At 66.9% G+C, this 26,535-nt stretch carries 16 protein-coding genes; 8 read left to right on the forward strand and 8 right to left on the reverse strand.

Annotated features, from left to right (window positions below; genetic code table 11):
- Positions 1 to 1,167: 1,167 nt before the first annotated feature.
- Positions 1,168 to 2,208, reverse strand: coding sequence for a DUF475 domain-containing protein (locus tag XcyCFBP4188_RS13630; protein WP_006449433.1), 1,041 nt, complete (start codon positions 2,206 to 2,208; stop codon positions 1,168 to 1,170).
- A 106-nt stretch (positions 2,209 to 2,314) separates the two neighbouring features.
- Positions 2,315 to 5,023, reverse strand: a complete 2,709-nt coding sequence (locus tag XcyCFBP4188_RS13635; protein ID WP_006449434.1) for a bifunctional acetate--CoA ligase family protein/GNAT family N-acetyltransferase — start codon at positions 5,021 to 5,023, stop codon at positions 2,315 to 2,317.
- A gap of 201 nt (positions 5,024 to 5,224) precedes the next feature.
- Here XcyCFBP4188_RS13635 and XcyCFBP4188_RS13640 point away from each other — a divergent pair, with 201 nt between their 5' ends.
- The 3 genes from XcyCFBP4188_RS13640 (at position 5,225) to XcyCFBP4188_RS13650 (ending at position 9,546) form a co-directional block, all read left to right on the forward strand.
- The gene (locus XcyCFBP4188_RS13640; RefSeq protein WP_104592304.1) at positions 5,225 to 6,010 is read left to right on the forward strand and encodes a DUF4198 domain-containing protein; all 786 of its coding nucleotides are present in this window, start codon (positions 5,225 to 5,227) and stop codon (positions 6,008 to 6,010) included.
- A gap of 141 nt (positions 6,011 to 6,151) precedes the next feature.
- Entirely contained in the window at positions 6,152 to 7,063 is a 912-nt protein-coding gene (locus XcyCFBP4188_RS13645; RefSeq protein ID WP_006449436.1) for an EF-hand domain-containing protein, read from the forward strand.
- 143 nt (positions 7,064 to 7,206) lie between these two features.
- Complete coding sequence (locus XcyCFBP4188_RS13650; protein ID WP_006449437.1) at positions 7,207 to 9,546, forward strand: TonB-dependent hemoglobin/transferrin/lactoferrin family receptor; 2,340 nt, start codon at positions 7,207 to 7,209, stop codon at positions 9,544 to 9,546.
- Between the two features lie 90 nt (positions 9,547 to 9,636).
- Here XcyCFBP4188_RS13650 and mgtE read toward each other — a convergent pair whose 3' ends face one another.
- Positions 9,637 to 11,004, reverse strand: coding sequence for a magnesium transporter (mgtE, locus tag XcyCFBP4188_RS13655; protein WP_006449438.1), 1,368 nt, complete (start codon positions 11,002 to 11,004; stop codon positions 9,637 to 9,639).
- 548 nt (positions 11,005 to 11,552) lie between these two features.
- On the opposite strand from mgtE, the gene XcyCFBP4188_RS13665 reads away from it, so the two are divergent.
- Positions 11,553 to 13,370, forward strand: a complete 1,818-nt coding sequence (locus XcyCFBP4188_RS13665) for a monovalent cation:proton antiporter-2 (CPA2) family protein (protein WP_006449439.1) — start codon at positions 11,553 to 11,555, stop codon at positions 13,368 to 13,370.
- A 135-nt stretch (positions 13,371 to 13,505) separates the two neighbouring features.
- Here the strand turns inward: XcyCFBP4188_RS13665 and zwf are convergent, their stop codons facing one another.
- The 5 genes from zwf to XcyCFBP4188_RS13690 form a co-directional block, all read right to left on the reverse strand.
- Positions 13,506 to 15,332, reverse strand: a complete 1,827-nt coding sequence (gene zwf / locus XcyCFBP4188_RS13670) for a glucose-6-phosphate dehydrogenase (RefSeq protein WP_167393550.1) — start codon at positions 15,330 to 15,332, stop codon at positions 13,506 to 13,508.
- Complete coding sequence (locus XcyCFBP4188_RS13675; protein ID WP_006449441.1) at positions 15,329 to 17,128, reverse strand: glycoside hydrolase family 15 protein; 1,800 nt, start codon at positions 17,126 to 17,128, stop codon at positions 15,329 to 15,331. Before XcyCFBP4188_RS13675 ends, zwf begins: the two co-directional genes overlap by 4 nt.
- A 130-nt stretch (positions 17,129 to 17,258) precedes the next feature.
- Entirely contained in the window at positions 17,259 to 17,594 is a 336-nt protein-coding gene (gene yecR / locus XcyCFBP4188_RS23775) for a YecR family lipoprotein (protein WP_074065949.1), read from the reverse strand.
- Positions 17,595 to 17,661: 67 nt separating this feature from the next.
- The gene (locus tag XcyCFBP4188_RS13685) at positions 17,662 to 20,982 is read right to left on the reverse strand and encodes an ankyrin repeat domain-containing protein (protein ID WP_046932945.1); all 3,321 of its coding nucleotides are present in this window, start codon (positions 20,980 to 20,982) and stop codon (positions 17,662 to 17,664) included.
- Positions 20,975 to 21,235, reverse strand: coding sequence for a YcgL domain-containing protein (locus XcyCFBP4188_RS13690; RefSeq protein ID WP_043908999.1), 261 nt, complete (start codon positions 21,233 to 21,235; stop codon positions 20,975 to 20,977). The genes XcyCFBP4188_RS13685 and XcyCFBP4188_RS13690 overlap by 8 nt, the downstream gene beginning before the upstream one ends.
- Positions 21,236 to 21,453: 218 nt before the next feature.
- Here XcyCFBP4188_RS13690 and XcyCFBP4188_RS13695 point away from each other — a divergent pair, with 218 nt between their 5' ends.
- From XcyCFBP4188_RS13695 to XcyCFBP4188_RS13710, 4 genes are read left to right on the forward strand one after another with little or no spacing between them, the layout of a single operon-like run.
- A complete protein-coding gene (locus XcyCFBP4188_RS13695; RefSeq protein ID WP_006450745.1) occupies positions 21,454 to 22,650 on the forward strand; it encodes a beta-ketoacyl-[acyl-carrier-protein] synthase family protein in 1,197 nt (398 codons plus the stop codon).
- Positions 22,650 to 23,423 (forward strand): beta-ketoacyl synthase chain length factor, encoded by a 774-nt coding sequence (locus XcyCFBP4188_RS13700; RefSeq protein ID WP_006450746.1) that lies wholly within the window; start codon positions 22,650 to 22,652, stop codon positions 23,421 to 23,423. Before XcyCFBP4188_RS13695 ends, XcyCFBP4188_RS13700 begins: the two co-directional genes overlap by 1 nt.
- The gene (locus tag XcyCFBP4188_RS13705; protein WP_006450747.1) at positions 23,420 to 24,241 is read left to right on the forward strand and encodes a glycosyltransferase family 2 protein; all 822 of its coding nucleotides are present in this window, start codon (positions 23,420 to 23,422) and stop codon (positions 24,239 to 24,241) included. Before XcyCFBP4188_RS13700 ends, XcyCFBP4188_RS13705 begins: the two co-directional genes overlap by 4 nt.
- On the forward strand, positions 24,238 to 25,860 hold the full coding sequence (locus tag XcyCFBP4188_RS13710) for an NAD(P)/FAD-dependent oxidoreductase (RefSeq protein ID WP_104592306.1): 1,623 nt from the start codon (positions 24,238 to 24,240) through the stop codon (positions 25,858 to 25,860). Before XcyCFBP4188_RS13705 ends, XcyCFBP4188_RS13710 begins: the two co-directional genes overlap by 4 nt.
- Positions 25,861 to 26,535: the final 675 nt, after the last annotated feature.

The following is a 26,535-nucleotide window of genomic DNA, read 5'->3' on the forward strand; positions in this document are numbered from 1 at the left end:
GCAAGACCCAAGGTCTGCGGCGGCATCGACATCACCAGCCATCTCCTTTCCGGAGATTCCACGGCCGCCACCGCGCGGTGTGCTGTCGCGCAGTGGTCGGTGGCGAAACAACAGCGGCGCAACGAGACCACGCCGCCTGCTCCAGGCGACGCCCGGATGGCTGTGATCGTTCATTGCCGCCGCCGCGGAGAGGCTTTTGATTGGCAACCTGCTGCAAATCGTGCTCTCGCTGGTCCGGACGCCTTGGGGCGACCAACCACCGACTCCCCCAAGATAGTGGGGTGCTAGGGAGGGGTCAACACCAAATGTGGGAAAAACCCGCAAACCCTTGTGGCACAAAGCACTGTCTGACGAACGGTCGGCGGGAGGCTGCGAACCTGTCCAAGTGGACTGCGCAGTCAAGGCCTAAACCGGCATTTCTATCGACCAGTTGGGTCCGGTTGGGTTGGCTGCGACACCCATCGATACTGAAGCCGGTCACAGTTGGCCGTGACTGCCTCAGGCGGTACCGCACGCTTGGCGCGCCTGGTCTGACCCCAGCGACGGGAGGAACTCGCCACTGCCGAATCCAGGTCGAGGGCGCGGTGCCCTCACCGCTCGCGGGACACGCCGTGAATCCATCCCTGGAGGCTCGGTGGCGGCATCCATGCCGCCACACGGTCCCGCAATCGGCGAGGACACCGCACCAGAAAGTTTGCTGGCTGGTTTATTGAAAGCTACGCACACCGATCAACTCGACTGGTCCTTGCCCGCTCACCGTCGCGGGACCTTACGCGGCATGGATGCNACGGACGTACTTGCGGCGTGTCCCGCGATGGTGGGCGGGCAAGGACCCTGCAGCAAACTCACAGCATCAAGAGCGCAGCGAGGACACCGCACCAGACAGGTTGCTGGCTGCTTTGTTAAAAACCATGCGTACCGATCAACTCGACTGGCCCTTGCCCGCCCACCGTCGCGGGACCTTACGCGGCATGGATGCCGCGTAAGAGCCTACACGGACGTACTTGCGGCGTGTCCCGCGACGGTGGGCGGGCAAGGGCCCTGCAGCCAAGCCACAGATCTAGCAGCGCCGGGTCTGTCAGCAGCACCCGTCCGATAGCCGCAAAGGCGCTGTCAGGCCGCTCTCAAGTGGCAGCGTTACGCCCTGAGCGCGGCCCGAGCGCGGCATCAGATCTCGGTCGGGCCAACGTGGTGACGCTTGCGGTAGCGGATCGACGACCACACCGAGGCGGCGATGAAGGCCACGCCGATCAGGCCGGTCAGTACCTCCGGCACGTGGTACACGGTGCCCACCAGCATGATGATCGCCAGCACGCCGATGGCGTAATGCGCACCGTGCTCCAGGAACACAAACTCGTCCAGCGTGCCCTTGTGCACCAGGTAGACCGTCATCGAGCGCACGAACATCGCGCCGATCGCCAGACCCAGCATGATGATGACCACATCGCGGGTGATCGCGAACGCGCCGATCACCCCATCGAACGAGAACGAAGCGTCCAGCACTTCCAGATACAAAAACGCGGCAATGCCCGAGCGCTTGGCCGGGCCCATACCGTCTTCGCTCTCTTCGGACTCGAACAAGGCATCCACGCTGCCGACCAGCAAGTAAAGCAGGATGCCGCCCAGGCCGGCGAACAGCACGCTCTGGAAGACCGCATCGGGCAGGAACAGCTTGGTGCACAGCAGGACCGTCACCGCCACGATCACCGACATCGCATCGGCCTTGCCCAGCTTGCCGACCAACCGCTCCACCGGCCCGAGCCAGTGCAGCTTGCGCTCCTGGTCGAACAGGAAGTTGAGGAACACCAGCAACAGGAACATGCCACCGAAGGCGGCGATGGACGGGTAGTTGTCGGTCAGCACCTGGCTGTAGCGGTCCGGCTCCTTCAGCGCCATCTGCATCACCGGCACCAGGCCCATGCCGGTGGCCACCGACACGATCACGATCGGGAACACCAGGCGCATGCCGAACACCGCGATCAGGATGCCCACGGTCAGGAACAATTTTTGCCAGAACGCGTTCATGTGCTTGAGCACACCGGCGTTGACCACCGCGTTGTCGAACGACAACGACACCTCCAGCACGCTCAGCACCAGGCATAGCCACAGCGCCTGCCACAGGCCCATTGAGGTGGTGTGGCCCCACCAGGCGGCGACGCCCAGGCAGACGGCTGTAACCAAGAACGACATTCTGAAATCGCGAAACATTGACACTCCCAGGCGGGCCGAGACGACAGCCGGAGCAACGGGCCAGGGCAAGGCCCGGCAGATCCGGCGTGCGGTGGAGGATGGGGGAACGCGGCGTGACGCAACGTCAGGCCGTGCGCGGCTCGCCCATTATAGGGAGTGTCACCGCCATCAGGGTCGCATCGTCGGGATCCGGGCGTACCCCGAAGCCCAGGCTCTGGCACATCGCCAGCATGGTGCGGTTCTCGCGCAGCACCTGGCCTTCGATCTGCTTCAGGCCCAGCCAGCGCGCGTACTCGATCATGATGCGCATCAGCTGCCAGCCGATGCCATGGCCCTTGAGGTCGGAGCGGATCAGGATGCCGTACTCGCCGCCCTCGTAATCGGCGTCGGCATGCAGGCGCACCGCGCCGAGCATGTCGCCGCTCTTGGGGTCGATGGCCACCAGCGCGATCGAGCGCGCGTAATCGAGCTGGGTCAGCCGCGCGATGAATTCGTGGCTGAAATGCTTGACCGACTGGAAGAACCGCAGCCGCAGGTCTTCGTCGGTGACCCGCGCGAAGAAGGCGCGGAACAGCGCGTCGTCTTCCGGGCGGACCGGGCGCACCAGCGCGTGGGTGCCATCGCCGAGCGCGATCTGGCGCTCCCATTCCTTCGGGTAGGGAAAGATCGCAAAGCGCGGATGGCCCCGGCCCTTGTGCAGCTTGCGCGCCGGCGCCACCGCCACGCGCGCGTCCAGCGCGATCACGCCGTCGCGGTCGGCCAGCAGCGGATTGATATCCAGCTCGGTGATTTCAGGGATGTCGGCGGCCAGCTGCGCCAGCTTGACCAACACCAGCGCCACCGCGCGCTCGTCGGCGGCCGGCACGTCGCGGTAGGCCTTGAGGATGCGCGAGACCCGCGTGCGCCCGATCAACTCGTGCGCCAGGCGCAGGTCCAGCGGCGGCAGCGCCAGCTCGCGGTCGTTGATCACTTCCACCGCGGTGCCGCCGCGGCCGAACACGATCGCCGGGCCGAACACCGGGTCGTCGGCAATGCCGGCGATCAGTTCGCGCGCCTTGGGCCGCAGCACGGTGGGCTGCACGATCACCCCATCGATGACCGCGTCGGGCTGCGCCGCGCGCGCGCGTGCCAGGATGCCGGCCGCCGCTTCGCGTACCGCCGCCACGCTGGACAGATTCAGGCGCACGCCGTCGACATCGGACTTGTGCGCGATGTCGTTGGACAACACCTTCAGGGTCACCGTGCGGCCGACAGCTAACAGCGGGTCGGCCAGCAATGCGGCTTCGTTGGCGGTGGCGGCCACCTGCAGCGGCACGATCGGGATGCCGTAGGCGGCCAGCAGCCGGTTGGTGGCGACCGGATCCAGCCAACGGCGGCCGGCGGCTAAGGCTTCATCGACCACCGCGCGGGCGATGCCGGCATCCACCACGAAATCTTCCGGCAGGCTGGGCGGGGTTTCCATCAGTGCCGCCTGCGCCTCGCGGTAGCGCACCAAGTGGGTGAAGCCGCGCACCGCGTCCGATTCGGTCGCGTAGGTGGGCACGCGCGCGGCATTGAGCGCGGCGATCGCCGCATCGTCCTGGCCCAGCCATACCGCAAAGACCGGCTTTTCGCGTTGATAGCGGTCGCGTTGATCCAGCGCGCGGGTCAACGCCTTGGCCGCATCGGCCGAGGAGGTGAACGCGGTGGGCACGTTGACCACCAGCAGCGCGTCGTTCTCGGGGTCGTCCAGCAGCGCTTCGATCGCGGCGGCATACCGCGGCCCATCGGCGTCGACGATGATGTCGACCGGATTGCTGCGCGACCAGCCTTCGGGCAGCGATTGATCCAGCCGCTCCAGGGTGTTGGCCGACAGCTCGGCCAGGGTGCCGCCGCGCAGCACCAGCTGGTCCACCGCCAGCTGCCCCACCCCGCCGCCATTGCTCAAGATGGCCAGGCGCCGCCCCGGAAAACTGCCGAGCCGGCCCAGCGTTTCGGCGGCGGCAAACAACTCGTCCAGCGCGCCCACCCGCAACAGGCCGGCACGCGCGAATGCGGCGCCATACACCGCATCCGAGCCGGCCAGCGCCTGTGCGTGGGTGTCGGCATTGGGATTGATGCGGAACTGGCGGCCGGACTTGACCACCACCACCGGCTTGGCGCGCGCGGCGGCACGCGCGGCCGACATGAACTTGCGCGCATCGCCGATGCGTTCGACATACAGCAGGATCGCGCGGGTGCGGTAGTCGGTGGCGAAGTAATCGAGCAGGTCGCCGAAGTCCACATCCAGCGTGTCGCCCAGCGACACCACTGCCGAGAATCCCACCGAACGTGCCACGCCCCACTCCACCAGGGCCGCGGCAATGGCACTGGATTCGGAAATCAGCGCCAGGTCGCCGGCCTGCGGGCAATGCGCGGCGATGCTGGCATTGAGCCGTGCATGCGGGGCGATCACACCCAGGCAGTGCGGGCCGAGAATGCGCATGCCCTTGGCCCGCGCCGAGGCTTCCATGCGCGCGGCCGGCGAGCCGGGGCCGCTGCCCAGCCCGGCGGTGAGGATGATTGCCGCGGCCACCCCGCGCCGTGCGGCAATCGAGACGATGCGCGGCACGATGCGCGCCGGCGCGGTGATCACCACCAGGTCCGGCACCCAGGCCAGATCGGTCAGGCGCGCCACCGTACGCACGCCGTCGATCTCGCTGTAACGCGGGCTCACCCAACCGATCTGCCCCGGAAACCCGGCCGCGCGCAGATTGCGCACCACTGCGCGTCCGGCCGAGCGATCGCGCGGACTGCCGCCCACCACCGCCACGGTGGTGGGACGAAAGACCTGCTGCAGGTGATAGGTGCTCATGGCAACGACGACGACGGGGGAAGCGGACACGGTACACGTCGGCCCAAGCCGACGTCATCGACCCGAAGGCCGCAGAACAACGACGGCGTCCACACACTTGTTGTGAACGATTCGCATTTTCGTTAATATTGCGTGGTCAGCCAGCTTTCAGCGCCGCCCCGCGCCCATGCCGCCAGCGACTCATTCGGAACAGGGCCCCCCATGAAACTGCTGACCTTGTCGGCGCTGCTGCTTGCCGCCTCTGCCTCTGCGCACACGCCTTATCTGGCACCCAACACCTTCGCCCCCCAGCCCGGTCAGACGGTGACCCTGGACGCGGCCTTTGCCGAGACCTTCTTCGTCCCGGAAGCGGCCTTCGACCAGAGCCACTTCAGCATCACCGGGCCCGACGGCCGCGATGTCGAACCGGCGCGTGTGCAGGCGCTCGACACCCGCACCGTCGTCGAACACACCCTGGGCAAGCAGCCCGGCACCTACCGGGTCAGCACCGGCCTGCGCGTGGGCGCGCAGTTCCGCACCTGGGAACTGGACGGCAAGCGCGAGACCGTGCGCGACCCGAAGGTGGCCATGCCCAAGGGCGCCACGCTGATCGCCAGCTTCCAGTCGCGCACCCTGGCCCAGACCTATCTGAGCGTCGGCAAACCCGATCGCAGCGCGCTGGCGCCGCGCAATCAGGGCCTGGAACTGGTGCCGGTGACGCATCCCAACGACCTGTATGTCGGCGAGAGCTTCGTCTTCACGGTGCAGTACGACGGCGTGCCGCTGGCCAAGCAGACCGTGGACATCAGCGAGGCGGTGTGGACCTCCGATCGCAAGCCGACGTTGATCAGCGTGACCACCGACGCGGCCGGCCGCGCAACCTTGAAGCTGGACCGCGCCGGCACCTGGCTGGCGCTGAGCCGCCACCGCACCCCGGCTCCGGCCGACGCCCCGGTGCGCGAGTACAGCAACAGCACCACGCTGACGTTTCAGGTGCTCGAACAATAGCGCCGCGCAACCGCTGCGGCGGTTGCCTCGCCCTGGCGGCATGACTCCACCGGCGCGGTCCCTCCGCCCGGCATCGCGATCCACCTGCAGGCCCCGCCAACGCTACGGCCCGGCACCGTTTTCCCCATCAAGAGGCAATCCATGAACACTGGCTCCCTGGCCGGCGCGTGCCTGTGCGCGCTGCTGCTTCCTGCTACCGCTCTCGCCCAATCCGCGCCGCGCCCGCTGCTCGGCGGCCACGGCAACAACGTGCAGGCCTTCATCACCCAGCATGACGACGCTCGCGACGGCCGCATCACCGCCGCCGACTTCGCGGCCTTCCGCCGCAGCCGCTTCGATGCCACCGACCGCAACCACGACGGCGTGGTCGACGAGGACGAATACGTGGGCGAGTTCCGCGAGCGCCGCCAGCGTGCGCTGGAGCAGGAACGCAGCGCACAGGCCGCACAGGGCAAGACCCGCTTTGCGGCACTGGATGCCGATGGCAACGGGCAGGTCTCGCGTGCCGAATTCGACGCGGCCGGTGCGCAGGACTGGGCGCGCGGACAGGCGGCGTTGAAGGCCGCTGCCAAGGCTGCGTCGGGCGACACAACAGCCGCCTTCGACCGCGATGGCGGCCGCCCCGGCATGCCCGACAGCGGCTCGGCCGAGGGCTTTCTCGCGCTGTACGACGAGAACGGCGATGGCAAGGTGGGCGAGGCGGAATACGCAGACCTGCGCAAGGCGCAGTTCGCCGGTGCCGACGGCGACCGTAACGGTGCGCTTTCGCTGGACGAGTACAGAGTCGAATTCGAAGACCGCCTCAACCGCCGCCTCACCGCGCTCGAGCTGGCCGACGACCGCCAGGTGCATGTGCGCTTCAAGGTGCTCGACACCGACAAGAACCAGCGCATGAGCTTCGCCGAATACCAGGCCTCGGGCCTGCGCACCTTCGCCCGCGTCGACCGCAATCACGACGGCGTGGTCGATGCCAGCGATGCCGCGTTGCCGCCGCCGGCACCTGCACCTGCAACTGCGCCAGCGCCGGCCGCCACGCCGGCTCGCGCCGACTGACTTTCCCGCCGCGGGCCTCGCTGCCCGCAGCGCCCGGCCCGCCACTGGCGGGCCCTACCCAGCCACGCGGCCGTCCCCTGCCGCCCACAGCCAGGTCCGCGCCCTCCGGCGCCCGTTCCTCTTTCCTGACTGTGGATCCCACGATGACCTCGACACCGACCCTGCTGGCCCTGGCGATCGCCGCCGGCCTGGCGTTCCCGCTGCATGCCGAACAGGCACCCGCCGACGCCACCACCTTCGACCCGGTGGAAGTGAAGGCCGCACGCGACAAGCGCGCCTCCACCAACCAGAACGTCACCACCCTCGACACCGCGCAGTTGCAGCAGGAACAGGCCGAGAGCATGGAAGACCTGGTGCGCTACATCCCCGGCGTGAGCATCGCCGACATGGGCCGCTTCGGCGAAAACGGCTTCAACATCCGCGGCCTGGAAGGCGACCGCGTGGCGATGACCATCGATGGCCTGTCGATGGCCGAAGGTGTGGAGACCGCGCGCGACTACGAGTTCTTCCGCGCCGGCCGCGGCGGCGTGGATGTGGATTCGCTCAAGAGCGTGGACATCGTCAAGGGCGCCGACTCCATCAGTGCCGGCAGCGGCGCGCTCGGCGGCGCGGTGGTGTTCACCACCAAGGATCCCTACGACTACCTCAAGGCGCAGGGTAACGACAGCTATGTGGGCCTGAAGACCGGCTACACCGGCCACAACGACCAACTGCTCGGCAATATCACCATGGCCAACCGCACCGGCATCGTCGAATCGATGCTGACCTACACCCGCCGCGAGGGCCATGAATCGGAGGGCTGGTATTCCAGCAGCGAAATCGACACCGGCAGCGCGCGGCGCACGCCCGACCCGATCGACAGCGAAAGCGACAACGTGCTGGCCAAGCTCGACGTGGTGCCGAACGCGCAGCACCGCTTCGGCGTGGTCTACGAACGCAACCGCTCGCAGAACCGGGTCGACAACCTGAGCCGCGTCAGCGCGCCCAGCTACGCCGAACGCATCGGCGAGGACAGCAACGACCGTGACCGCTACGGCCTGCGCTACATCTGGAACGCGAACAACGCGCTGTTCGACACCCTGGAGGCGCAGCTGGACCGCCAGCAGACCGAGAGCCGCGGCACCACCCGCATCCTCACCCAGAGCGGCACCTCCAGCACCCCGGCCACGGCCGCCACCACCCGCTGCACGGTGGCGTTGCCCTGCCGGCGTGCCGAAGACCGCGACACCGAGCAGACCCTGGACCGCCTCGCGGTCGACTTCGACAAGCTGGTGCATGGCAACGGCTGGTCGCAATCACTGCTGTATGGCGCCGCCTGGCAGCGCCGCAGCATCGATTTCAGCGCGATCGACTACCGCTGGAACAACGCCGGCACGCTGGACACTGCCACCGTCGACCCGGCGCAGGTGCCCAAGACCAATGCCGACACCTGGAGCGTGTACCTGCGCGACCGCATCGGCCTGCTCGACGACCGTCTGCAGCTCACCCTGGGTGCGCGCTACGACCATTACCGCTACGCACCGACGCTGTCGCCTACCTTTATCGACACCACCGGCACGGTGCGCGAAGTGACCTTCGCCGCACCGACCTGGCAGGCCGGCATCAGCTACGCCGTCACCCCGCAGCAGACGCTGTGGTTCCAGGCCGGGCGCGGCTTCCGGGCTCCGACCACCGCCGAGATGTACGCCCCGACCAGCATCACAGCGCTGACCGAGGTCGCCACCGGCAACACCGTCAACGTACCGACCGTGGCCGCCAATCCCGGGCTCGAAGCCGAGCGCAGCCTCAATCTGGAACTGGGCTGGCGCTGGGAGAGCGAGTGGGCGCGCGTGGGCCTGTCGGTGTTCCGCGACCGCTACGACGACTTCATCCAGAGCGAGACCGTCACCGCCAACGCCGGCACGCTCTACCAGACCTGTACCCGCGGCGTGTGCACCACGCGCAACGGCTACGCCTACACCACGCTGCTCAATGTCGGCCAGGTCGAGGTCAAGGGCGTGGAACTGGATGCGCAATTCAAGCTCGGCGACGCCTGGCTGCTGCGCGCGGCATGGACCCACAACCAGGGCGAGCTGGAAGATGGCCGCCCGCTGGACAGCATCAATCCCGATCGCGGCGTGCTCGGCCTGAGCTGGCAGGGGCTGGACGAGCGCCTGCGCGTCACCGCCAACATCACCCATGCGCTGGCCAAGAAGGCCAAGGACGTCAATGTGGAGAACGATATCTTCGGCGTCCCGGCCGAGCCGTTTCTCAGCGACGCCTATAGCGTGGTCGATCTATTCGGCAGCTATCGCTTCAACGCAAACGTGCGGGTCAACCTCGGCGTGTACAACCTGTTCGACGAGCGCTATTCGCAGTGGGCGCGCATCCGCAATGTCACCCGTGGCGATTTCTATCTGTACGGCTATGCCACCGACGACGGCATCGGCCGCTACAGCGAACCCGGCCGCAATGTGCGTGCCACGTTGTACGTGACTTTCTGACCGGCACTCGCCGCCCCGCATCGCTGCACGGCCTACCGTGCAGCGATGCGGAGTGGACCAGGCAATACGGCCTGCCATCACCTCTCCGCGCTACAACAACGTGCCGCTGAGAATTGCGGCAGCAATGCTGAAATAAATCACCAAGCCGGTGACATCCACCAAGGTGGCCACGAACGGTGCCGAGGCACTGGCCGGGTCGAAGCCCAGCCGTTGCAGCACGAATGGCAGCATCGAGCCGGACAGCGAACCGAAGGTGACGATGCCGATCAAGGCCGCACCGATGGTCAGCGCCACCATCTGCCAGTGTGGGCCGTAGTCGTACATGCCGGCGGTCTGCCAGATGGTGATGCGCACGATCGCCAGCAGGCCCAGGATCGTGCCCAGGGTGAGACCGGTCGGCAGCTCGCGCAGCGCCACTTTCCACCAGTCGCCCAGGCGGATTTCGCGCAACGCAAGCGAGCGGATCAGCAGCGAGGTGGCCTGCGAGCCGGAGTTGCCGCCCGAGCTCATGATCAGCGGAATGAACAGGGTCAGCACCACCGCCTTGGACAGCTCGTCCTCGAAGTGCTGCATCGCGCTGGCGGTGAGCATTTCGCCCAGGAACAGCACGCTCAACCAACCGGCGCGCTTCTTGATCATCTGGCCAAACCCGATCTGCATGTACGGCTTGTCGAGTGCCTCCATGCCGCCGAACTTGTGCACGTCTTCGGTGGATTCGGCGATCAATGCATCCAGCACATCGTCCACGGTGACGATGCCGAGCATGTGGCCGTGCGCATCCACCACCGGGATGGCGAGCAGGTCGTGACGACGGATCAGGCGTGCGACTTCTTCCTGGTCCAGCGCCGGGTCCACCGTGACCGGCGGGTTGACCTGCGCCACCTCCAGGATCGGTGCGTCGTCTGCGCCGGTGATCAGCCGGCGCATGGTGACCACCTGGGTCAGCACGCGGCTGTGCGGGTCCAGCAGATAGATCGCATACACCGTCTCGCGGCTGCGCTCCACCTCGCGGATGTGCTGCAGGGTGCGGCCTACCGTCCAGTCGGCCGGCACCGCCACGAACTCGGTGGTCATCAGCGCACCGGCGGTGTTGGGCGGGTAGCGCATCAGCGCCTGGATCGACAGCCGCGCCTCGGCGCTGAGCAGCCACAGCAGCGGCGCGCGCTGGTCGGCGTCCAGGCCGTGGAAGATGTCGGTGGCGCGGTCGTCGGCCATCTGTCCGAGCAAGGAGGCAGCCTGTTCGGCCGGCAGTTGCGCCACCAACGCGCTGGCATCGTGCAGCTCGGGTTGTTCGAGCAGTTTCACCGCACGCGGTTGCGGCAGCGCGGCCAGCACCTGGGCCGCATCGTCGCGGTCGAGGGTGTTGAGATATTCCACCGCATCGGCCGTGTTGCGCTCGGCCAGGGGTGCGATCAAGGCATTGACGCCTTGGGCAAGGCGCAGGGTTTCGTTGTACATGGGGTTCGCCTGGTGACGACCGTCGTCGATGACAGCCGGCGAACCCAAAGCCTCAGGCGCGCGCCAGCTGGGTCATCGACCCGGGTCTAGGGTGACTGTCGCTGGACATGAGAAAGGCTCCGAGAAGTGCGTACCGACCGGTGATCCGGGCGGCGGCGGGGCGCAGTCTGCGCGCCTGAGCCGGCTTGGTCAATGCCTCGCACGAGGCACGTTTAAGCGAGCGTGCAGTCCGCCGATCTTGCCCCCTGCGCAGCATGCGCAGGAGGGTGCGTTTCATCGAGATGGCAGCGAGCGTGGGCCGACGGTGCAGATGCGTGCGGTGGTTGCGACAACGGTGCGCTGGTCGCGGCCTTGAACACGCTTGCCGGCCAGCGCTGCCGAGGGCCACGCTTGGCTCCAGACACGCTGCCACCGACGCGCTGATCGGAAGCAGCAAACCGGCTGTCGCAAACCCGTGGCCGCTGCGCATTGCCGGCGACTCCGGCACGTCGGTGCCAGCTGGTCAGCGGCAGCGCGCGGCATAATGCGCACCTCAACGGAGAGTGCGCATGCATAGCGGCGGTCTGGAACTGGCTCTGGTGCTGATGCTGGCCGCCATCGTGGCGGTGCCGGTGTTCAAGCGCTTCGGGCTGGGCGCGGTGTTGGCCTATCTGGTCGCCGGCGTGGTGCTCGGGCCCGACGGCGTGGGCGTGGTGCAGGATGCCGAACGCATCAGCGGCGCGGCCGAAATCGGCGTGGTGATGCTGCTGTTCGTGATCGGCCTGGAATTGTCGCCGTCGCGTTTGAAGGTGATGCGCCATTCGGTGTTCGGCGCCGGCGCCACCCAGGTGGTGGTGACCACCCTGATCCTGGGCGGCTTGTTGATGCTCGGCAATCTGGGCTGGAAGAGCGCATTGATCGTCGGCGTGGCGTTGGCGTTGTCGTCCACTGCAGTGGGCCTGCAGCTGCTGGCCGAACGCAAGGCGCTGGGCAGCGACTACGGGCGCCTGGCGTTCGCCATTTTGCTGTTTCAGGATCTGATCGCCATTCCATTGCTGGCGGCCATTCCGCTGCTCGGTGGCAGCAAGAACGCCACGCTGGCATGGCCGGACGTGGCCAAGGCGGTCGCGGCATTGGCGCTGGTGATCCTGTGCGGGCGCTTCGTGCTGCGCTATCTGTTCAACATGGTGGCGCGCACGCGCATGCCGGAAGTGTTCACCGCCAGCGCCCTGCTGGTGGTGCTGGGCACCGCCTGGATCATGCAGGAAGCCGGATTGAGCGCCAGCCTGGGCGCGTTTCTGGCTGGTGTGCTGCTAGCCGATTCGGAATTCCGCCACGAGCTCGAATCGCAGATCGAGCCATTCGAAGGCCTGCTGCTGGGGCTGTTCTTCATCTCGGTCGGCATGGGCATCGATCTGAACCGGGTGGTCGCCGAGCCATGGCTGATCGCCAGCGGCGTGGCGATCCTGCTGGTGGTGAAGTTCTCGCTACTGGTCGGTATCGGCACGGTGGCCAAGCTGCCGCTGCGCAGCAGCCTGATGCTGGGCAGCGTGTTGTGGCTGGGCGGCGAATTCGCCTTTGTGGTGTTCAACGAGGCCGATCGCGTCGGCTTGCTGGAGCGCGCCAACCACGACCGCCTGGTGGCCATTGTCGGCGTGTCGATGGCGCTGACGCCGCTGTTGCTGCTCGGCATGCAGCGCATCCTCAACGGGCCGCTGCGGCTGCATGCGCCCAAGTCCGACCGCCCGTTCGACACCATCGATGCGCAAACGCCCAAGGTGCTGGTCGCCGGCATGGGCCGCTTCGGTCAGGTCGTCGCGCGTCTGCTCACCGCACGGCATGTGCCGTTCGTGGCGCTGGAACACAATCCGGACACCGTGGAAGATTTGCGCCGCTTCGGCAGCCAGTTGTACTACGGCGACCCCACCCGCCCGGAACTGCTGCGCGCCGCCGGTGCCGACCGCATCAAGGTGTTCGTGATCGCGGTGGACGATCCGGAAACCAACATCAAGGCGGTGCGGCTGATCCGCCGCCTGTACCCGCAGGCCACGGTGCTGGCGCGTGCACGCAACCGCCAACACGCATGGAAACTGATGGACCTGGGCGCAGAGCCGTTCCGCGAGGTATTCGCCTCCAGCCTGGAACTGAGCGAACGCGTGCTCACCTCGCTCGGCCTGGGCGAAGCGGTTGCCAAGGATCACGTCAAACGGTTCCGCCAGCACGACGAAGAGTTGCTGCATCGCCAACACCTGGTCTATGACGACGAAGCCAAGGTGATCCAGACCTCGCGCGATGCACGCGCAGATCTGATGAATCTGTTCGAAGCCGACGTCAAGGCGGATGTGGATGCCGAACCCGCACCCGCACCGGTAACGCCTGATCGCTGAGCTCTGCGTAGGAGCGCGCTCGCGCGCGACGAGGCGTTACCGATAACGCCTCGTCGCGCGCAGGCACGCTCCTACGGGATTTTCTGCACACACAGCCGCCGCACGATCGCAGCGGCTGCATGTTGACCGCATCACTCAGCTGCGCGGTGTGCGCACTGCGGCCTTGCTGGCCGACTTCTTCGCTGCGCTCTTGCCAGCCGCAGCTTTGCCCACGGTCTTCGCTGCGGCTTTTGCGACCTTCTTCGTCGCGCGCTTGGTGACGGATGTCTTTGCCACCTTGCCGGGCGAACCGGCTGCGCCTTGAGCGGATTTTGCAGCAGGTGCGGCGGCACGTTTGGGTGTCGCCTTGCCCGCTTTCTTCGCGGTCTTCTTGGTGGCTTTCTTGATCGGCGTTGCAGCGCTGCTGCGTGCTTCCGGTGCGCGGCGCGGCGGTGGCTTGCGGCCCGGGGTGAGCGCGCGCCAGGCGTGCCCGCCATTCATCGCCAGCAAGGCATCGGCGGCCGACGGGCCGGCGCTGCCGGCGGCGTAATTGGGGAAGTCGCTTGGCGGTTGTTTCCAGGCATCCAGGATCGGCTGCACGATGCGCCAGGCGGCTTCCACCATGGCCGCATCCTGGAACAGGCCGGCCTCGCCTTTCATGCAGTCCTGAAGCAGGCGCTCGTAGCCCACCGTGTATTCCTTGGGAAACCAGTCGCGGTAACGGAAGTCCATGCGCACCGGTGCCAGCGCGACCTGCGCGCCCGGGCGCTTGACGTCGAACTGCAGCGAGATGCCCTCATCAGGTTGAATGTGCAGCACCAGCCAGTCGGGGCCATAACCGCCCACTTCGGTGCTGCGGAACGGTGCCAGCGGCGCAGGCTTGAAGCGGATCGCGATCTCGGTGGTGCGCTCGCGCAGCCGCTTGCCGGTGCGCAGGTAGAACGGCACGCCGGCCCAGCGCCAGGTGTCGACCTGCAGTTTCATCGCCACGTAGGTTTCGGTTTCCGAATCTTCCGGCACGGTGTCTTCTTCGCGATAGCCCGGCACGGCGCTGCGGCTCACCGCGCCGGAGGCGTACTGGCCGCGCACCACGTCTTCGGGTTTGATCGGGCGCACCGCTTCGATCACTTCGGCGCGGCGACGATGCATCGCTTCGGTGGTGAACGCCGCCGGCGGTTCCATCGCAATCATCGCCAGCAACTGGAACAGATGATTGGGCACCATGTCGCGCAAACAACCGGTGGGATCGTAGAAACGTCCACGGCCTTCCACGCCGATGGTTTCGGCGGCGGTGATCTGCACATGGTCGATGCGGTCGCGATTCCACACCGGCTCGAACAAGCCATTGGCAAATCGGAACGCCAGGATGTTCTGCACGGTTTCCTTGCCGAGGAAATGGTCGATGCGGAACACCTGATCCTCATGCAACACGCGGGCGACGGTGGCGTTGAGCGCGACGGCGCTGGGCAGATCGTGGCCGAACGGTTTTTCCACGATCACCCGCCGCCAGCCCTGGCCCTCGCGCTGTTTGACCAGCCCGGCTTCGCCCAGGTTGAGCAGCACCGGCTCGAAGAAACGTGCGGCGGTGGCCAAATAGAACAGCACATTGCCCTGGGTGCCGTAGCGCTTGTGCAGTTTCTCCAGCACGCCATCCAGCGCTTGGTAGGCACCTAAATCAGTAAAATCGCCGCGCAGATAGTGCATGCGCTCGCGCAGCCACTCCCAGGTGTCGGTGTCGAATTCATCGGTCTGGAATTCGGCATCGCGGCTGCTGAGCAGCTCGGTCATCGACTGACCCATCATCGTGCGCCACGAACGCTCGCTGATATCGCCGTGGTCCATACCGACGATGGCGAACTGCTCGCCCAACGCACCGGCCCGACGCAGGTTGTACAGCGCCGGCATCACCAAGCGCTTGGTCAGATCGCCGCGTGCGCCCAGCACCACGATGATGCACGGCGGAGTGGTTTCTTGCTCATTCATGGACGTGTTTCCTTTTCGCCCATGCGTCCGTGCAGGCGCAATGCCGCATTGACCAGGGCCACGTGGGAATACCCTTGCGGGAAGTTGCCAAGCATGCGTTTGCTGCGCGGGTCGTACTCTTCGGCGAGCAGGCCCACGTCGTTGCACAATCCGAGCAGGCGCTCGAGCAATACGCGCGCCTGCTCGGTGCGCCCGAGCAATGCATAGTTTTCCACCAGCCAGAAGCTGCAGGCAAGAAAGGTGCCCTCGCCGGCCGGCAGGCCATCGGCACTGTCGTCGGCGCGATAGCGCTCGACCAATCCATCGATGGTCAGATCGCGTGCGATGGCATCGGCGGTGGCGGCGATGCGCGGATCCTCCGGCGGCAAGAATCCCACGATCGGAATCAGCAGCAGCGAGGCATCCAGGCGGTCGGAGCCATAGCTCTGCACGAAGTGGCCATCCGGATGCACGCCGTTTTCCAGCACTTCGGCGCGGATTTCATCGGCAAGCCGGCCCCAATGCGCGCGTTTTTCTGCGTCGGCATTGGTGATGCCATCGCGCGCGCCGCAATCGAACGCCAGCCAGGCCATCACTTTGGAATGCACGAAATGACGGCGCTCGTCGCGGATTTCCCAGATGCCTTCATCGGGCAGGCGCCACAGGTCTTCGAGCGTATCCAGGATCTTTTCCAGCAGCGATGCCGACGAGCCATCGTCATCGGACGGTGGCGCCACGCCCTTCTCGCGCGCGTAATGGAACGCACCGATCAACTCGCCATACACATCGAGCTGAAACTGATCCACCGCACCGTTGCCGATGCGTACCGGGCCGGAGTTTTCGTAACCGGGCAGCCAATCCGCTTCCCATTCCTGCAGCCGGCGCTCACCGGCGATGCCGTACAGCGCCTGCAACTGATCCGGCGAACCGGCGATGGTGCGTTGCACCCAATCGCGAAACGCCACGGCTTCATCGCGATACCCGGCCTGCAGCAACGCGATCAGCGTGAACACCGAATCGCGCAGCCAGCAGTAGCGATAATCCCAGTTGCGGGTGCCGCCCAGATGCTCGGGCAGCGAGGCGGTGGGCGCGGCGACGATGCCACCGGTGGGCAGATAGCTCAGCCCCTTCAACACCACCAGCGAACGCCGTACCTGCTCGGTCCACGGACCGACATCGGTACAGCGACGTGCCCAGCCATGCCAGAACGCGGTGGTCCGTTGCAGCGCCTGTTCCGGATCGATCGCCGCCGGCGTGGGCTGATGCGATAACCCATGACTGAGCAGAAACCAGGTGCTTTCGCCCTGACGCAGCGTGAAGTCGGCCTCGGTGCCCAGGTCTTCGCCGTGCAGTTGCTGCGGCGAGCGCAACGCGAGTTGGTCGGGACCGGCGATGGCGCGAATGCCACCCTCGATGCCGGTGACCCACGGCACCGTACGGCCATAGTTGAAGCGAAACGTCAGCCGCATGTGCATCGGCACTTCGCCCTGCACGCAACGCACGATCCGCACCAGATGCTGGTGACTGTCGCTCTCATCGCTGGCGACCATGAAGTCGACCAGTTCCACCGTGCCGGTGTCGGTACGCATGCGCGTGCACAGCACCAGACTGTCGTCTTCGTAGGCGCGTTCGCTGCGAAATGCGGCGACCGGCGACAACGCCCATTGCCCGTGTTGCTCATCGCCCAGCAGGGATGCGAAAAACGCATCGGAATCGAAACGTGGCAGACACAGCCAGTCGATGGTGCCGCAGTGGTCGACCAGGGCCGCGCTGTGGCAATTGCCCAGCATGGCGTGGTCTTCGATACGCACGCTCATCGTAGAGGCGCTTCCTTCGTGCGAGGGAATGCCCAGTCTTGCACGCGCAGTGTCGGGATCGGGTTACGACTGCGCCGGCAGACGCAGCAACGGTGGCACCGTGTGTTCCAGCCGGCGGATCAGTGCCGAACTATTTTTGTTGATCGCCCGGAGCTCCGAGGCATTGGTAAGCCACGGTAACTTGCCTACTGCCGCAGTTGCCAAACCCTCGCCGCGATAAACACGTACTTTCTTCTGAACCAAAGGACTCTGCGCCCTTGTAACCCCAGGCTGCGCACTTTTGTGCGGCCAAATCTTGAGCTTTCTGGTCATCATACGATACCCGCTGAAATTCGTTTCGCTCGTAGGACAGCTTGATAACCCCGTCCGACCGATTAGCGCCTGTGACGAGAAGCTCTCTCTTTGTCGCACATCCGGTGACAACGAGCACGAAAAATACAGATGTCATCAAAAGCATCAAACGCATTTCTTTCCCCTGATGTTCTTTCGGGAAAATTTAACATGCGCCACTTTTTTTGCGCCGCCGCGCTGGCTCAGCGGCCTTCGCGCAGGAAGCGCGCCATCGAGGAGACACCTGGTAATGCGGGCTCGAACTGGCCAGCCACATCGATGAAGCCGCGCATGATCGCGATCTCGCGCGGGGTGCGGTTGAGCGCGTCGCGGCGGTCGCCATCGGCGCCGGCACGCAACAGGCGCTGCACCAGCAATGGCAAACCGTGCAACGCAGCCAGATGCAGCGGGCCGAAGCCGCGTTGATCGGCCACATCCAGCGAGACGTCTTCGTCGAGCAGGCGTTCGACGCCGGCCAGTACCACTTGTTCGTCGCAGGCGGTGCCCGGTTCGGCGCGCGCGCCCAGCAACAGCAGCAACGGGCTGACCCGGCCACCGGCCAGATACTCGGGGTCGGCGCCGGCCAGCAGCAAGGTATCCAGCAAGGCCAGCAGGCGGCTCTTGTCGCGCGCGGTGAAGCCGTACAACGCGGCGCAATGCAGCGGCGCCAGGCCTTGATCGTCGTTGGCGTGCACATCGGCCGCCGCAGTGAGCAGGCGCGCCACGATATCCGGCAGGCCTAGCGCGCAGGCCAGCATCAACACGGTGACGCCGCCGGGCAGGCGATGTTCGATCTGCGCGCCGGCCTGCAGCAACGCGGCCACGATCTCGGTCTGACGCATGCTCACTGCCGCCGACAACGGCGTGGCGCCGCTATTGGCCGCGCGTTGCGGATCGGCGCCGCGCCCGAGCAGATGCGCCACCACGCCGAGATGGCCGCCACCGGCGGCGCGCAACAGCGCGGTGCAGCCTTGCGCGTCGATCGCATCGACCGGCAGGCCGAGATCGATCAGGCGCCGCACCGCATCGGTGTCGCCGGTCATGGCCGCAGCCGGCACATCGGCTTCGCGCAGCGTGCGGTGCGGCAGCGACCAGATGCGCCAGTCGAGCCAATCGGCCAGATCGCGGCGACCGATCGACAGCGCCACGCCCAGCGGGGTCTGCCCGTCGGCCGCGCGCGCTTCCGGCGAGGCGCCTTGTTTGACCAGCAATTTCAGCGAGGCTTCCCGGCCCAGCGCGGTGGCCAGATGCAGCGCAGTCATGCCGTGGCTGTCGCGTGCCTCGCGGTCCACGCCGTGTTCCAGCAACCACTGCTGCAGGCGCAGCCAGCCCAGCCGCACCGCCAGCGACAACGGCGGATCGCCGGCCGCCGACGCGGCGAACGGGTCGGCGCCGCGTTCGAGCAATTCCAGCGCGAACTGTTCCAGCCCGCGCGATGCCGCATCGTGCTGCACACAGGCGCTGAGCAGGCGGGTCAGGCCGCCGGCGCCGGCCGGCGAGACGCCATGGCGCAGCAGCGCCTGCAATGCCGGCACCGCCTCCACACCACGCGAGAGCAGCGCAAACATGGGCACATCGCCGCAGGCATCGCGCACGTCGGCATCGGCGCCGTGGCGCAGCAGCCAGTCCACGGCCTCGGCGTTCAAGGCCAGATGCGCATCGTGCAACAGGCCGCCGAGTTCTTCCGGGCCGCACAGCCTGGCCAATGCGTCCAGACCATCGCGTTGACCGAACTGCAGGCCTTCGCGCAACAGCACCAAGGGCGGGCGATCGGGTAGTACCGCAACGCCGGGGGTATCGCCGTGTCCATCGCTGACGGCAGCCGGCAGCGGATACGCAGGATCGAGCAATTGCACGATCGCCCAGCGCCCGGCTTCGGCGGCGACATCCACTGCGCGACGGCCGTGCGCATCGACGCTGTCGGCCGGCACCTGCAGATCGAGCAGGCGCCGGATCAAGGCCGGCGACACGCGGTCGGCGGCGCAGGCCAGCATCACCGCATTGCGGCCGTCACCATCGATGGCCAGCACATCGGCCTTGCGTGCGACCAGCCGTTCCAGCACCGCGCTGCGTGCCTGCCGCGCTGCGTCCAGCCATGGCGTGCGGCCGAGCAGATCGCGCGCTTCCAGATTGGCACCGGCCGACAACAGCGCCTCGACGATGTCGCCGTGGCCGGCCAACGCGGCTTCGTGCAATGCGCTGCGGCGCTGGCGGTCGCGCGCATCCACGCGCGCCTTGTGCTTGAGCAGCAGTTGCACGCCGGCCGGGTCGTCTTCCTCGGTGCCTGCGGCGGCCAGCAGCACCGGCGCGCCACCGTCCGGTTCGGAATGCGCGCCGCGTTCCAGCAGAAACTTGGCCAGCCGCCAGTTGCCGACCTGGCAGGCCATCGCCAGCGGCGAATGACCTTCGTTATTGAGCGCGTCGAGCTCGGCGGCGGCATCGCGCAGCAGCGCGGCCACGCCCGGGTCGGAACTGCGCACGGCGTGATGTAGCGGCGTATTGCCGTCGTTGTCGGTGGAACGCGGGTCGGCGCCGTTGGCCAGCAGCGTCATCACCGCGTCGGGGCGGCCATGCCAGCTATCGCGCGTGGCGGCCAGCAACGGGGTCATGCCGCGATGCGGCTGGTTGACATCGACACGGCGCACGATCAGCTCGCGCAGCAGGCGCAGATCCGGCAAGACCGCAGCCAGCGCGGGCAGGCTGCGTTGATCGCGCCATTCCGGCAGCGGCATCGCCTGCGGGTCCGCGCCGGCCTCCAGCAACTGCAGCGCGCGGTCCACGCGTCCGCTGCGCGCGGCTTCAAAGATTTCGGGCACCAGCTGATGCTGGGCCACCGGCTCCAACGGGCGCGGTTCGGCAGCGGCTTCGGAGAAGAAATCGGCGGCCTGCCGGGCCACCGGGGTGTCGCTGCGTGCCGGCGCGGCGGTGCGTTGCAGCAGCAGATGGGCCGCCGGCAACAGCACGCTGGCGGCGACCGCCAGACTCCAGCGCAGGCTGTTCGACAACCAGCCCGGCCAGGCCAGCGCCACGGCCAGCGTGCACATCGCCAGCACCAATGCGGCGGCCAGCAGGCCACGCCAGGCATGCAATTCCTGCGTGGCCAGCGCGTGCCACCGCGGCGCCAGGGCGCCGCCATCGCGCTCGACCTCGCCCCACAGCGGCCAGGTGCGCCATAGCCCGAGCAGCGCGGCGCTGACCGCAACGCTCAGCGCCAACGCAGCGGCCAGGCTGCCGCTGTCGCGCAAGGCAGTCAGCGGCCAGGTGATCAAGGCCGCAAGGGCCAACAGACCGACGCCCCAGATCGCCAGCAGCGGCGGCAGCGCCTGCCCAATCGCACGCGGCTGGCTCGGCAATGCGCGCGTGCCACGCGCCCACGACACCGCCAGCGCGAACGCCGGCTGCGCCAGCCACAGCGTCACCGCAGCAACGCTGCCGCCAACGCCGCCCAGCAACGACAACGCCACCCCGGCCGCGCCGGCAAGCGCTGCGGCGCGCCACCGCGCGGCACGGGTGGCCTCAGTCATAGTCGCACTCGCCCGCCAGCACCACCGTCTTGGGCAGTTGCAGGTAGAAACCGTGCTTGCTGAGCGCTTCGCGCACCGTGGTGACGTCGGCTTGCGCCAGGCGGCGCTGCGGCGTCAACGCCACCTCCAGCACGAACGCGAACGGCGCCAGTTGCGCGTGCACGGCGGCGGGAAGACCGGAGAAATCGTCACGCATGGCGAGATAGACAAAGCTGTCCTGCTTGCGTTGGCTTTTATAGACGTAGGCGTGCATGCGCGCGTGGTCGCGCTCGTTTGAGAAGTGTGTCGCAGGATTGTGTCCCAATTGCGCCCATGGCGAAAGCGCGGCCGTTGCGAAAAATCCCAGCAGCGTCAGCGACATGACCGGCACGTTCAGTTGCGCCATCGACGGGCCGCGGACACACCATCGATATACTGAGCACACTCTTTGCCAGCCAGACCACCGTGAGCCACGCGCAGCATTCGTCCCAGATGGCCCCGGTCGCCATCACCGCTTTCACCTCCACCACCGCGCTCGGCGCCGGGCTCCACGCCCAGGCCGCTGCCCTGACCGCCCGCCGCAGCGGTATGCGCCGCAACGATTTCGGCGCACAACCGCTGCCGTGCTGGATCGGCCGCGTCGACGGCGTGGAAGCCGTGGTACTGCCCGAATCCCTGCAAGGCTGGGACTGCCGCAACAACCGCCTGGCCTGGTTGGCCCTGCAGCAGGACGGCATGGCCGCTGCCGTGCAGGCGGCCGCGCAGCGCTACGGCGCCGAGCGCGTGGCGGTGATCATCGGCACCTCCACCTCCAGCATCGGTGCCAGCGAAGAGGCCTATACACGTCTGGTCGAAGATAGCGAGGGCGCGCGTTTTCCGGATGACTTGAATCGCCCGATCGTGCACACCCCGCATTCGCTGGGCGACTTCGTGCAGCACGCCACCGGCCTGCGCGGCCCCTGTATGACCGTGGCCACCGCCTGTTCGTCCAGCGCCAAGGTGTTCGCCCAGGCCGCGCGCCTGATCGACGCCGGAGTGGTCGACGCAGCCCTGGTCGGCGGTGTGGACACCTTGTGCGGCAGCGTGCTGTTCGGCTTCAACTCGCTGCAGTTGGTGGCGCCGGAGCTGTGCCAGCCGTTCGATGCGCGCCGAGTGGGACTGAGCCTGGGCGAGGCCGGCGGCTTTGCCATGCTCGAACGCACCGCCGCCGCACCGGACGCGACGTTGTGGCTGTACGGCTATGGCGAATCCAGCGATGCGCACCATATGTCCGCCCCGCATCCGCAGGGCCTGGGCGCGCAGCTGGCGATGCGCGGCGCACTCGAACGCTCCGGCCTGGAACCGGCAGCGGTGGGCTATCTGAATCTGCATGGCACCGCCACGCCGGCCAACGACAGCGTGGAAGCGGCCGCCGTGGCGGCGATCTTTCCCGACACGTTGCACGCCAGTTCGACCAAGGCCTGGACCGGCCACACCCTGGGCGCGGCCGGCATCGTGGAATCGGTGATCGCGCTGCTGGCACTGCGCGATGGCGTGCTGCCGGGCACGCTCAACAGCGAAGTGCCCGACCCCGCCTGCGGCCCGCAGATCCGTTTCGACAACGCCCATTCCAAGATCGATTACGCCATGAACAACTCCTTCGGTTTTGGCGGCAACAACTGCTCGCTGCTGTTCGGGCGGGCCCGCTGATGCTGGCTGCCACCATCGAAGGCATCGGCTTCTGGACCCAGGGGCTGCCCACCTGGGAGGCCGCCGTTGCCCTCGCGCACGGCGGCGCGCTGCAGGAGACCACGGCACGCCCGGCGCCGCAGTTGCTGGCCGCCAACGAGCGCCGCCGCGCACCGGACACGGTGGCGGTCTCGCTGGAAGCCGCACTGGCCGCCTGCACCGCCGCCGGCCGCGATCCGGCCAGCCTGCCGTCGATCTTCACCTCCACGTACGGCGATCTGGCCATCTCCGATTACATGTGCACCACCCTGGCCAGCGACCCATCGGCGATCTCGCCGACCAAGTTCCACAACTCGGTGCACAACGCCGCGGCCGGCTACTGGACCATCGGCGCCGGGGCGATGACCCCGACCACGGCGATCAGCGCCAGCCGGGCCAGCTTCGCCCAGGGCCTGCTGGAAGCGCTGGTACAGCGCGCCGCCGGCATGGACGCGGTGCTGCTGGCCGGCTACGACGCCCGCTCGGTCGGGCCGCTGGGCCGGGTCGCACCCAGCCAGGGGTTGCTCGGCGGTGCATTGGTACTGGGCGCGCCCGGCCAGGCCGGCAAGCTGCAGCTGCGGGCGCTGCTGGACGACGGCACGCCTTCCCCGGGCGAGGGCCCGCTGTCGCGGCATGTCGCCAGCAACGCGATGGCGCCGATGCTGCCGCTGTTCGACCTGATCGCCGCTGATGGCGCCAGCGTGGCGCTGTACGCCGGCGCGGGCCGGGTGCTGCGCGTGGAGATCCAGCGATGAGCCGGCAGCCATTGAGCCGCGAAGACACCGCGATCCTGGTGCCGGCCCTGAACGAATCGCTGCGCATCCGCGAAGTGGTCAACGATGCGCTCACCTATTGCTCCAACGTGATCGTGATCGACGACGGCTCCGACGATGGCACCGCCGATTGCATCGCCGATCTTCCGATCACCTTGATCCGGCATCCGCAGCGCAAGGGCAAGGGTGCGGCGTTGCGCAGCGGGTTTGCACAGGCGCAGCGGATGGGCATGCGCGCGGTGATGACCATGGACGGCGATGGGCAGCACAAGGCGGCGGATTTCCCACGCCTGTTGGCCGCGGCCAACCGCCATCCCGGCTGCGTGATCGTCGGCGCACGCATGCGCAAACGCGCCACCCAGCCGACCATCCGCCGCATCGGCAACGACTTCGGCGACTGGGGCATCGCCTGGGCCTGCGGCTTCCAGCTGGTCGACAGCCAGAGCGGCCAACGCCTGTATCCGGCCTCGGTGTTCACCCTGCCCAACGTGCCCGGCGAAGGCTTCGTATTCGAAGCGCAATTGCTGATTTCCGCCGCACGCCAGGCCGGCGCGCGCGTGGTCGCGGTGCCGATCGAAACCCGCTACGCCGGCACCTCGCCAGGCACGTTTCGCAAGAGCCACTTCCGCCTGGTGCGCGACCTTTGGGAAATCACCTCGCATGTGGTCGCCCAGGCCTGGAACTACGGGCATATCTGGCGCGAATACCGCCGCGTGCGCGCCAACCCGGTGCTGATCGACGACGCTGACGGTGAGTTTGCTACTGTTCCATCGGTCACCAAGAGCAAGCACTCCCCATGAATGCACAACGCGCAGATGTCGTTATCACCGGTGGTGGCCTGGCCGGCCTGAGTCTGGCCCTGCAGCTGCGCCAACGCGATCCCGCGCTGGCAATCACCGTGCTGGAACGGCGCGCCCACCCCGTGCGCGAAGCCGCGTTCAAGGTCGGCGAATCCACGGTGGAAATCGGCGCGCATTATTTCGCCGACGTGCTGGGCCTGCGCGAGCATCTGGAGACCGAGCAGATCCGCAAGTTCGGCTTCCGCTTTTTCTTTTCCGACAAGCGCGAAGACATCGACCGTTGCACCGAGCTGGGCGTCAGCCAGATCCTGCCGACGCCGTCGTGGCAGATCGACCGCGGCCGCTTCGAGAATTTCCTCGGCGAGCGCGCACGCGCGCAAGGCATCACCTTTGTCGACAGTTGCAGCGTCAAAGGCGTGGATCTGGCTGATGACGATGCCGACCACGCCGTGCGCTACGAGCGCGCCGGCGAGGCTGGCACATTGAGCGCACGCTGGGTGGTGGATGCCAGCGGCCGCGCCGGCCTGCTCAAGCGCAAGCTCGGCCTGGCGCAGGACAACGCACACGACGCCAATGCGGTGTGGTGGCGCGTGGAAGGTCTGATCGACCCCAATGGCTGGTCGCAGGACAGCAGCTGGCTGCAACGCTGCACGCCGCCGGACCGCTGGCGTTCGACCAATCACATGTGCGGGCCGGGCTACTGGTTCTGGTTGATTCCGCTCTCCTCCGGTGCGCATTCGCTGGGCATCGTCTGCGATGCGGCCATGCACCCGCTGGAGACCATGAACACCCACGAGAAAGCGATGACCTGGCTGCGCACGCATCAGCCGCAGGTCGCCGCCACGCTCGACAAAGCCGACTACCGGCTGCAGGACTTCCTGTTCCTGCGCAACTTCTCGTATGGCTGCAAGCAGGTGTTCTCGCCGCAGCGCTGGGCACTGACCGGCGAAGCAGGCTTGTTCCTGGACCCGTTCTATTCGCCTGGCAGCGACTTCATTGCGATTTCCAATACCTATATCTGCGAATTGATCGGCCGCGACCGCGCCGGCAAGGCGCTCAGCCCGTACGCGGAGCTGTATCAGCAACTGTATTTCTCGTTCTACGAAAACACCCTGACCCTGTATCAGGATCAGTACGCGTTGTTCGGCGATGCGCAGGTGATGCCGGTCAAGGTGATCTGGGATTACACCTATTACTGGTCGCTGCTGGCGCCGCTGTTCTGCAGCGGACGCATCGCGCATCTGAGTTTGCTCGCACGCATGAAGACCGACTTCCTGTACGCGCGCGACATCAATCTGGCGATGCAACGCGTGCTGCACGACTGGGGCCAGCACAACAGCGAACAAGGTGTGGCCACCGGCGACGGACGACTGCTGGATCAGTATCTGATCGGTTGGTTCAACGAACTCAATGGCGCGTTGCACGACACGCTGGACGACGACGCCTTCGCCGCACGCATCCACAGCAACATCGCGCGCATGGCGGTACTGGCGCGCGAGATTCTGCTGCAGGCACGTCAACGCCATCCCACACTGCCGGATCACGGCCTGGACGCATTGACCACCAACGCCATCGGCGAGCCGATCCTCACAGCCGCCTGGTACGCCGACGCGGCGTGAGCTTGCTCGAACGCGCCGACAACGGCGCCTTTTGCTTGATACGCGCTTTCTCAACCTTCGCGTGGTGCACGCGAAGGAGCCGATCAGACCGCACCTCAGTGGATGGCTGCACGGCATGCACTGCTCGCAACCTTGCACACCGACCATCTCGACGGGCCCTTGCCCGTCCACCGTCGCGGGACCTTACGCGGCATGGATGCCGCGTAAGAGCCTACAGGGACGTACTTGCGGCGTGTCCCGCGAGGGTGGGCGGGCAAGGGCCCTGCAACCAGGCCGCAGATCAGCAGCTTTACACCTGACGTATCCGCACCGTTCAATTACCTCTCAAGGCGAACGAGATATTGAACTTCAGCGCAATCTGGATGTTCCAAGCCGAGCGGGTCGAGGGCGCGATGCCCTCACCGCCTGCGGGACACGCCGTGAATCCATCCCTGGAGGCTCGGTGGCGGCATCCATGCCGCCACACGGTCCCGCAATCGGCGAGGACACCGCACCAGACAGTTTGCTGATTGCTTTATTGAGCACAGGACACGGGGCCAGCCAGTTTGCTGGATGCTTGTTGAAAACTCCGCACACCGATCAACTCGACTGGTCCTTGTCCGCCCACCGTCGCGGGACCTTACGCGGCATGGATGCCGCGTAAGAGCCTTATCTGTTCGGATTCTGGCAGTTTAG

It is taken from the genome of Xanthomonas hortorum pv. cynarae, from assembly GCF_002939985.1.
Classification (GTDB): domain Bacteria; phylum Pseudomonadota; class Gammaproteobacteria; order Xanthomonadales; family Xanthomonadaceae; genus Xanthomonas; species Xanthomonas hortorum_D.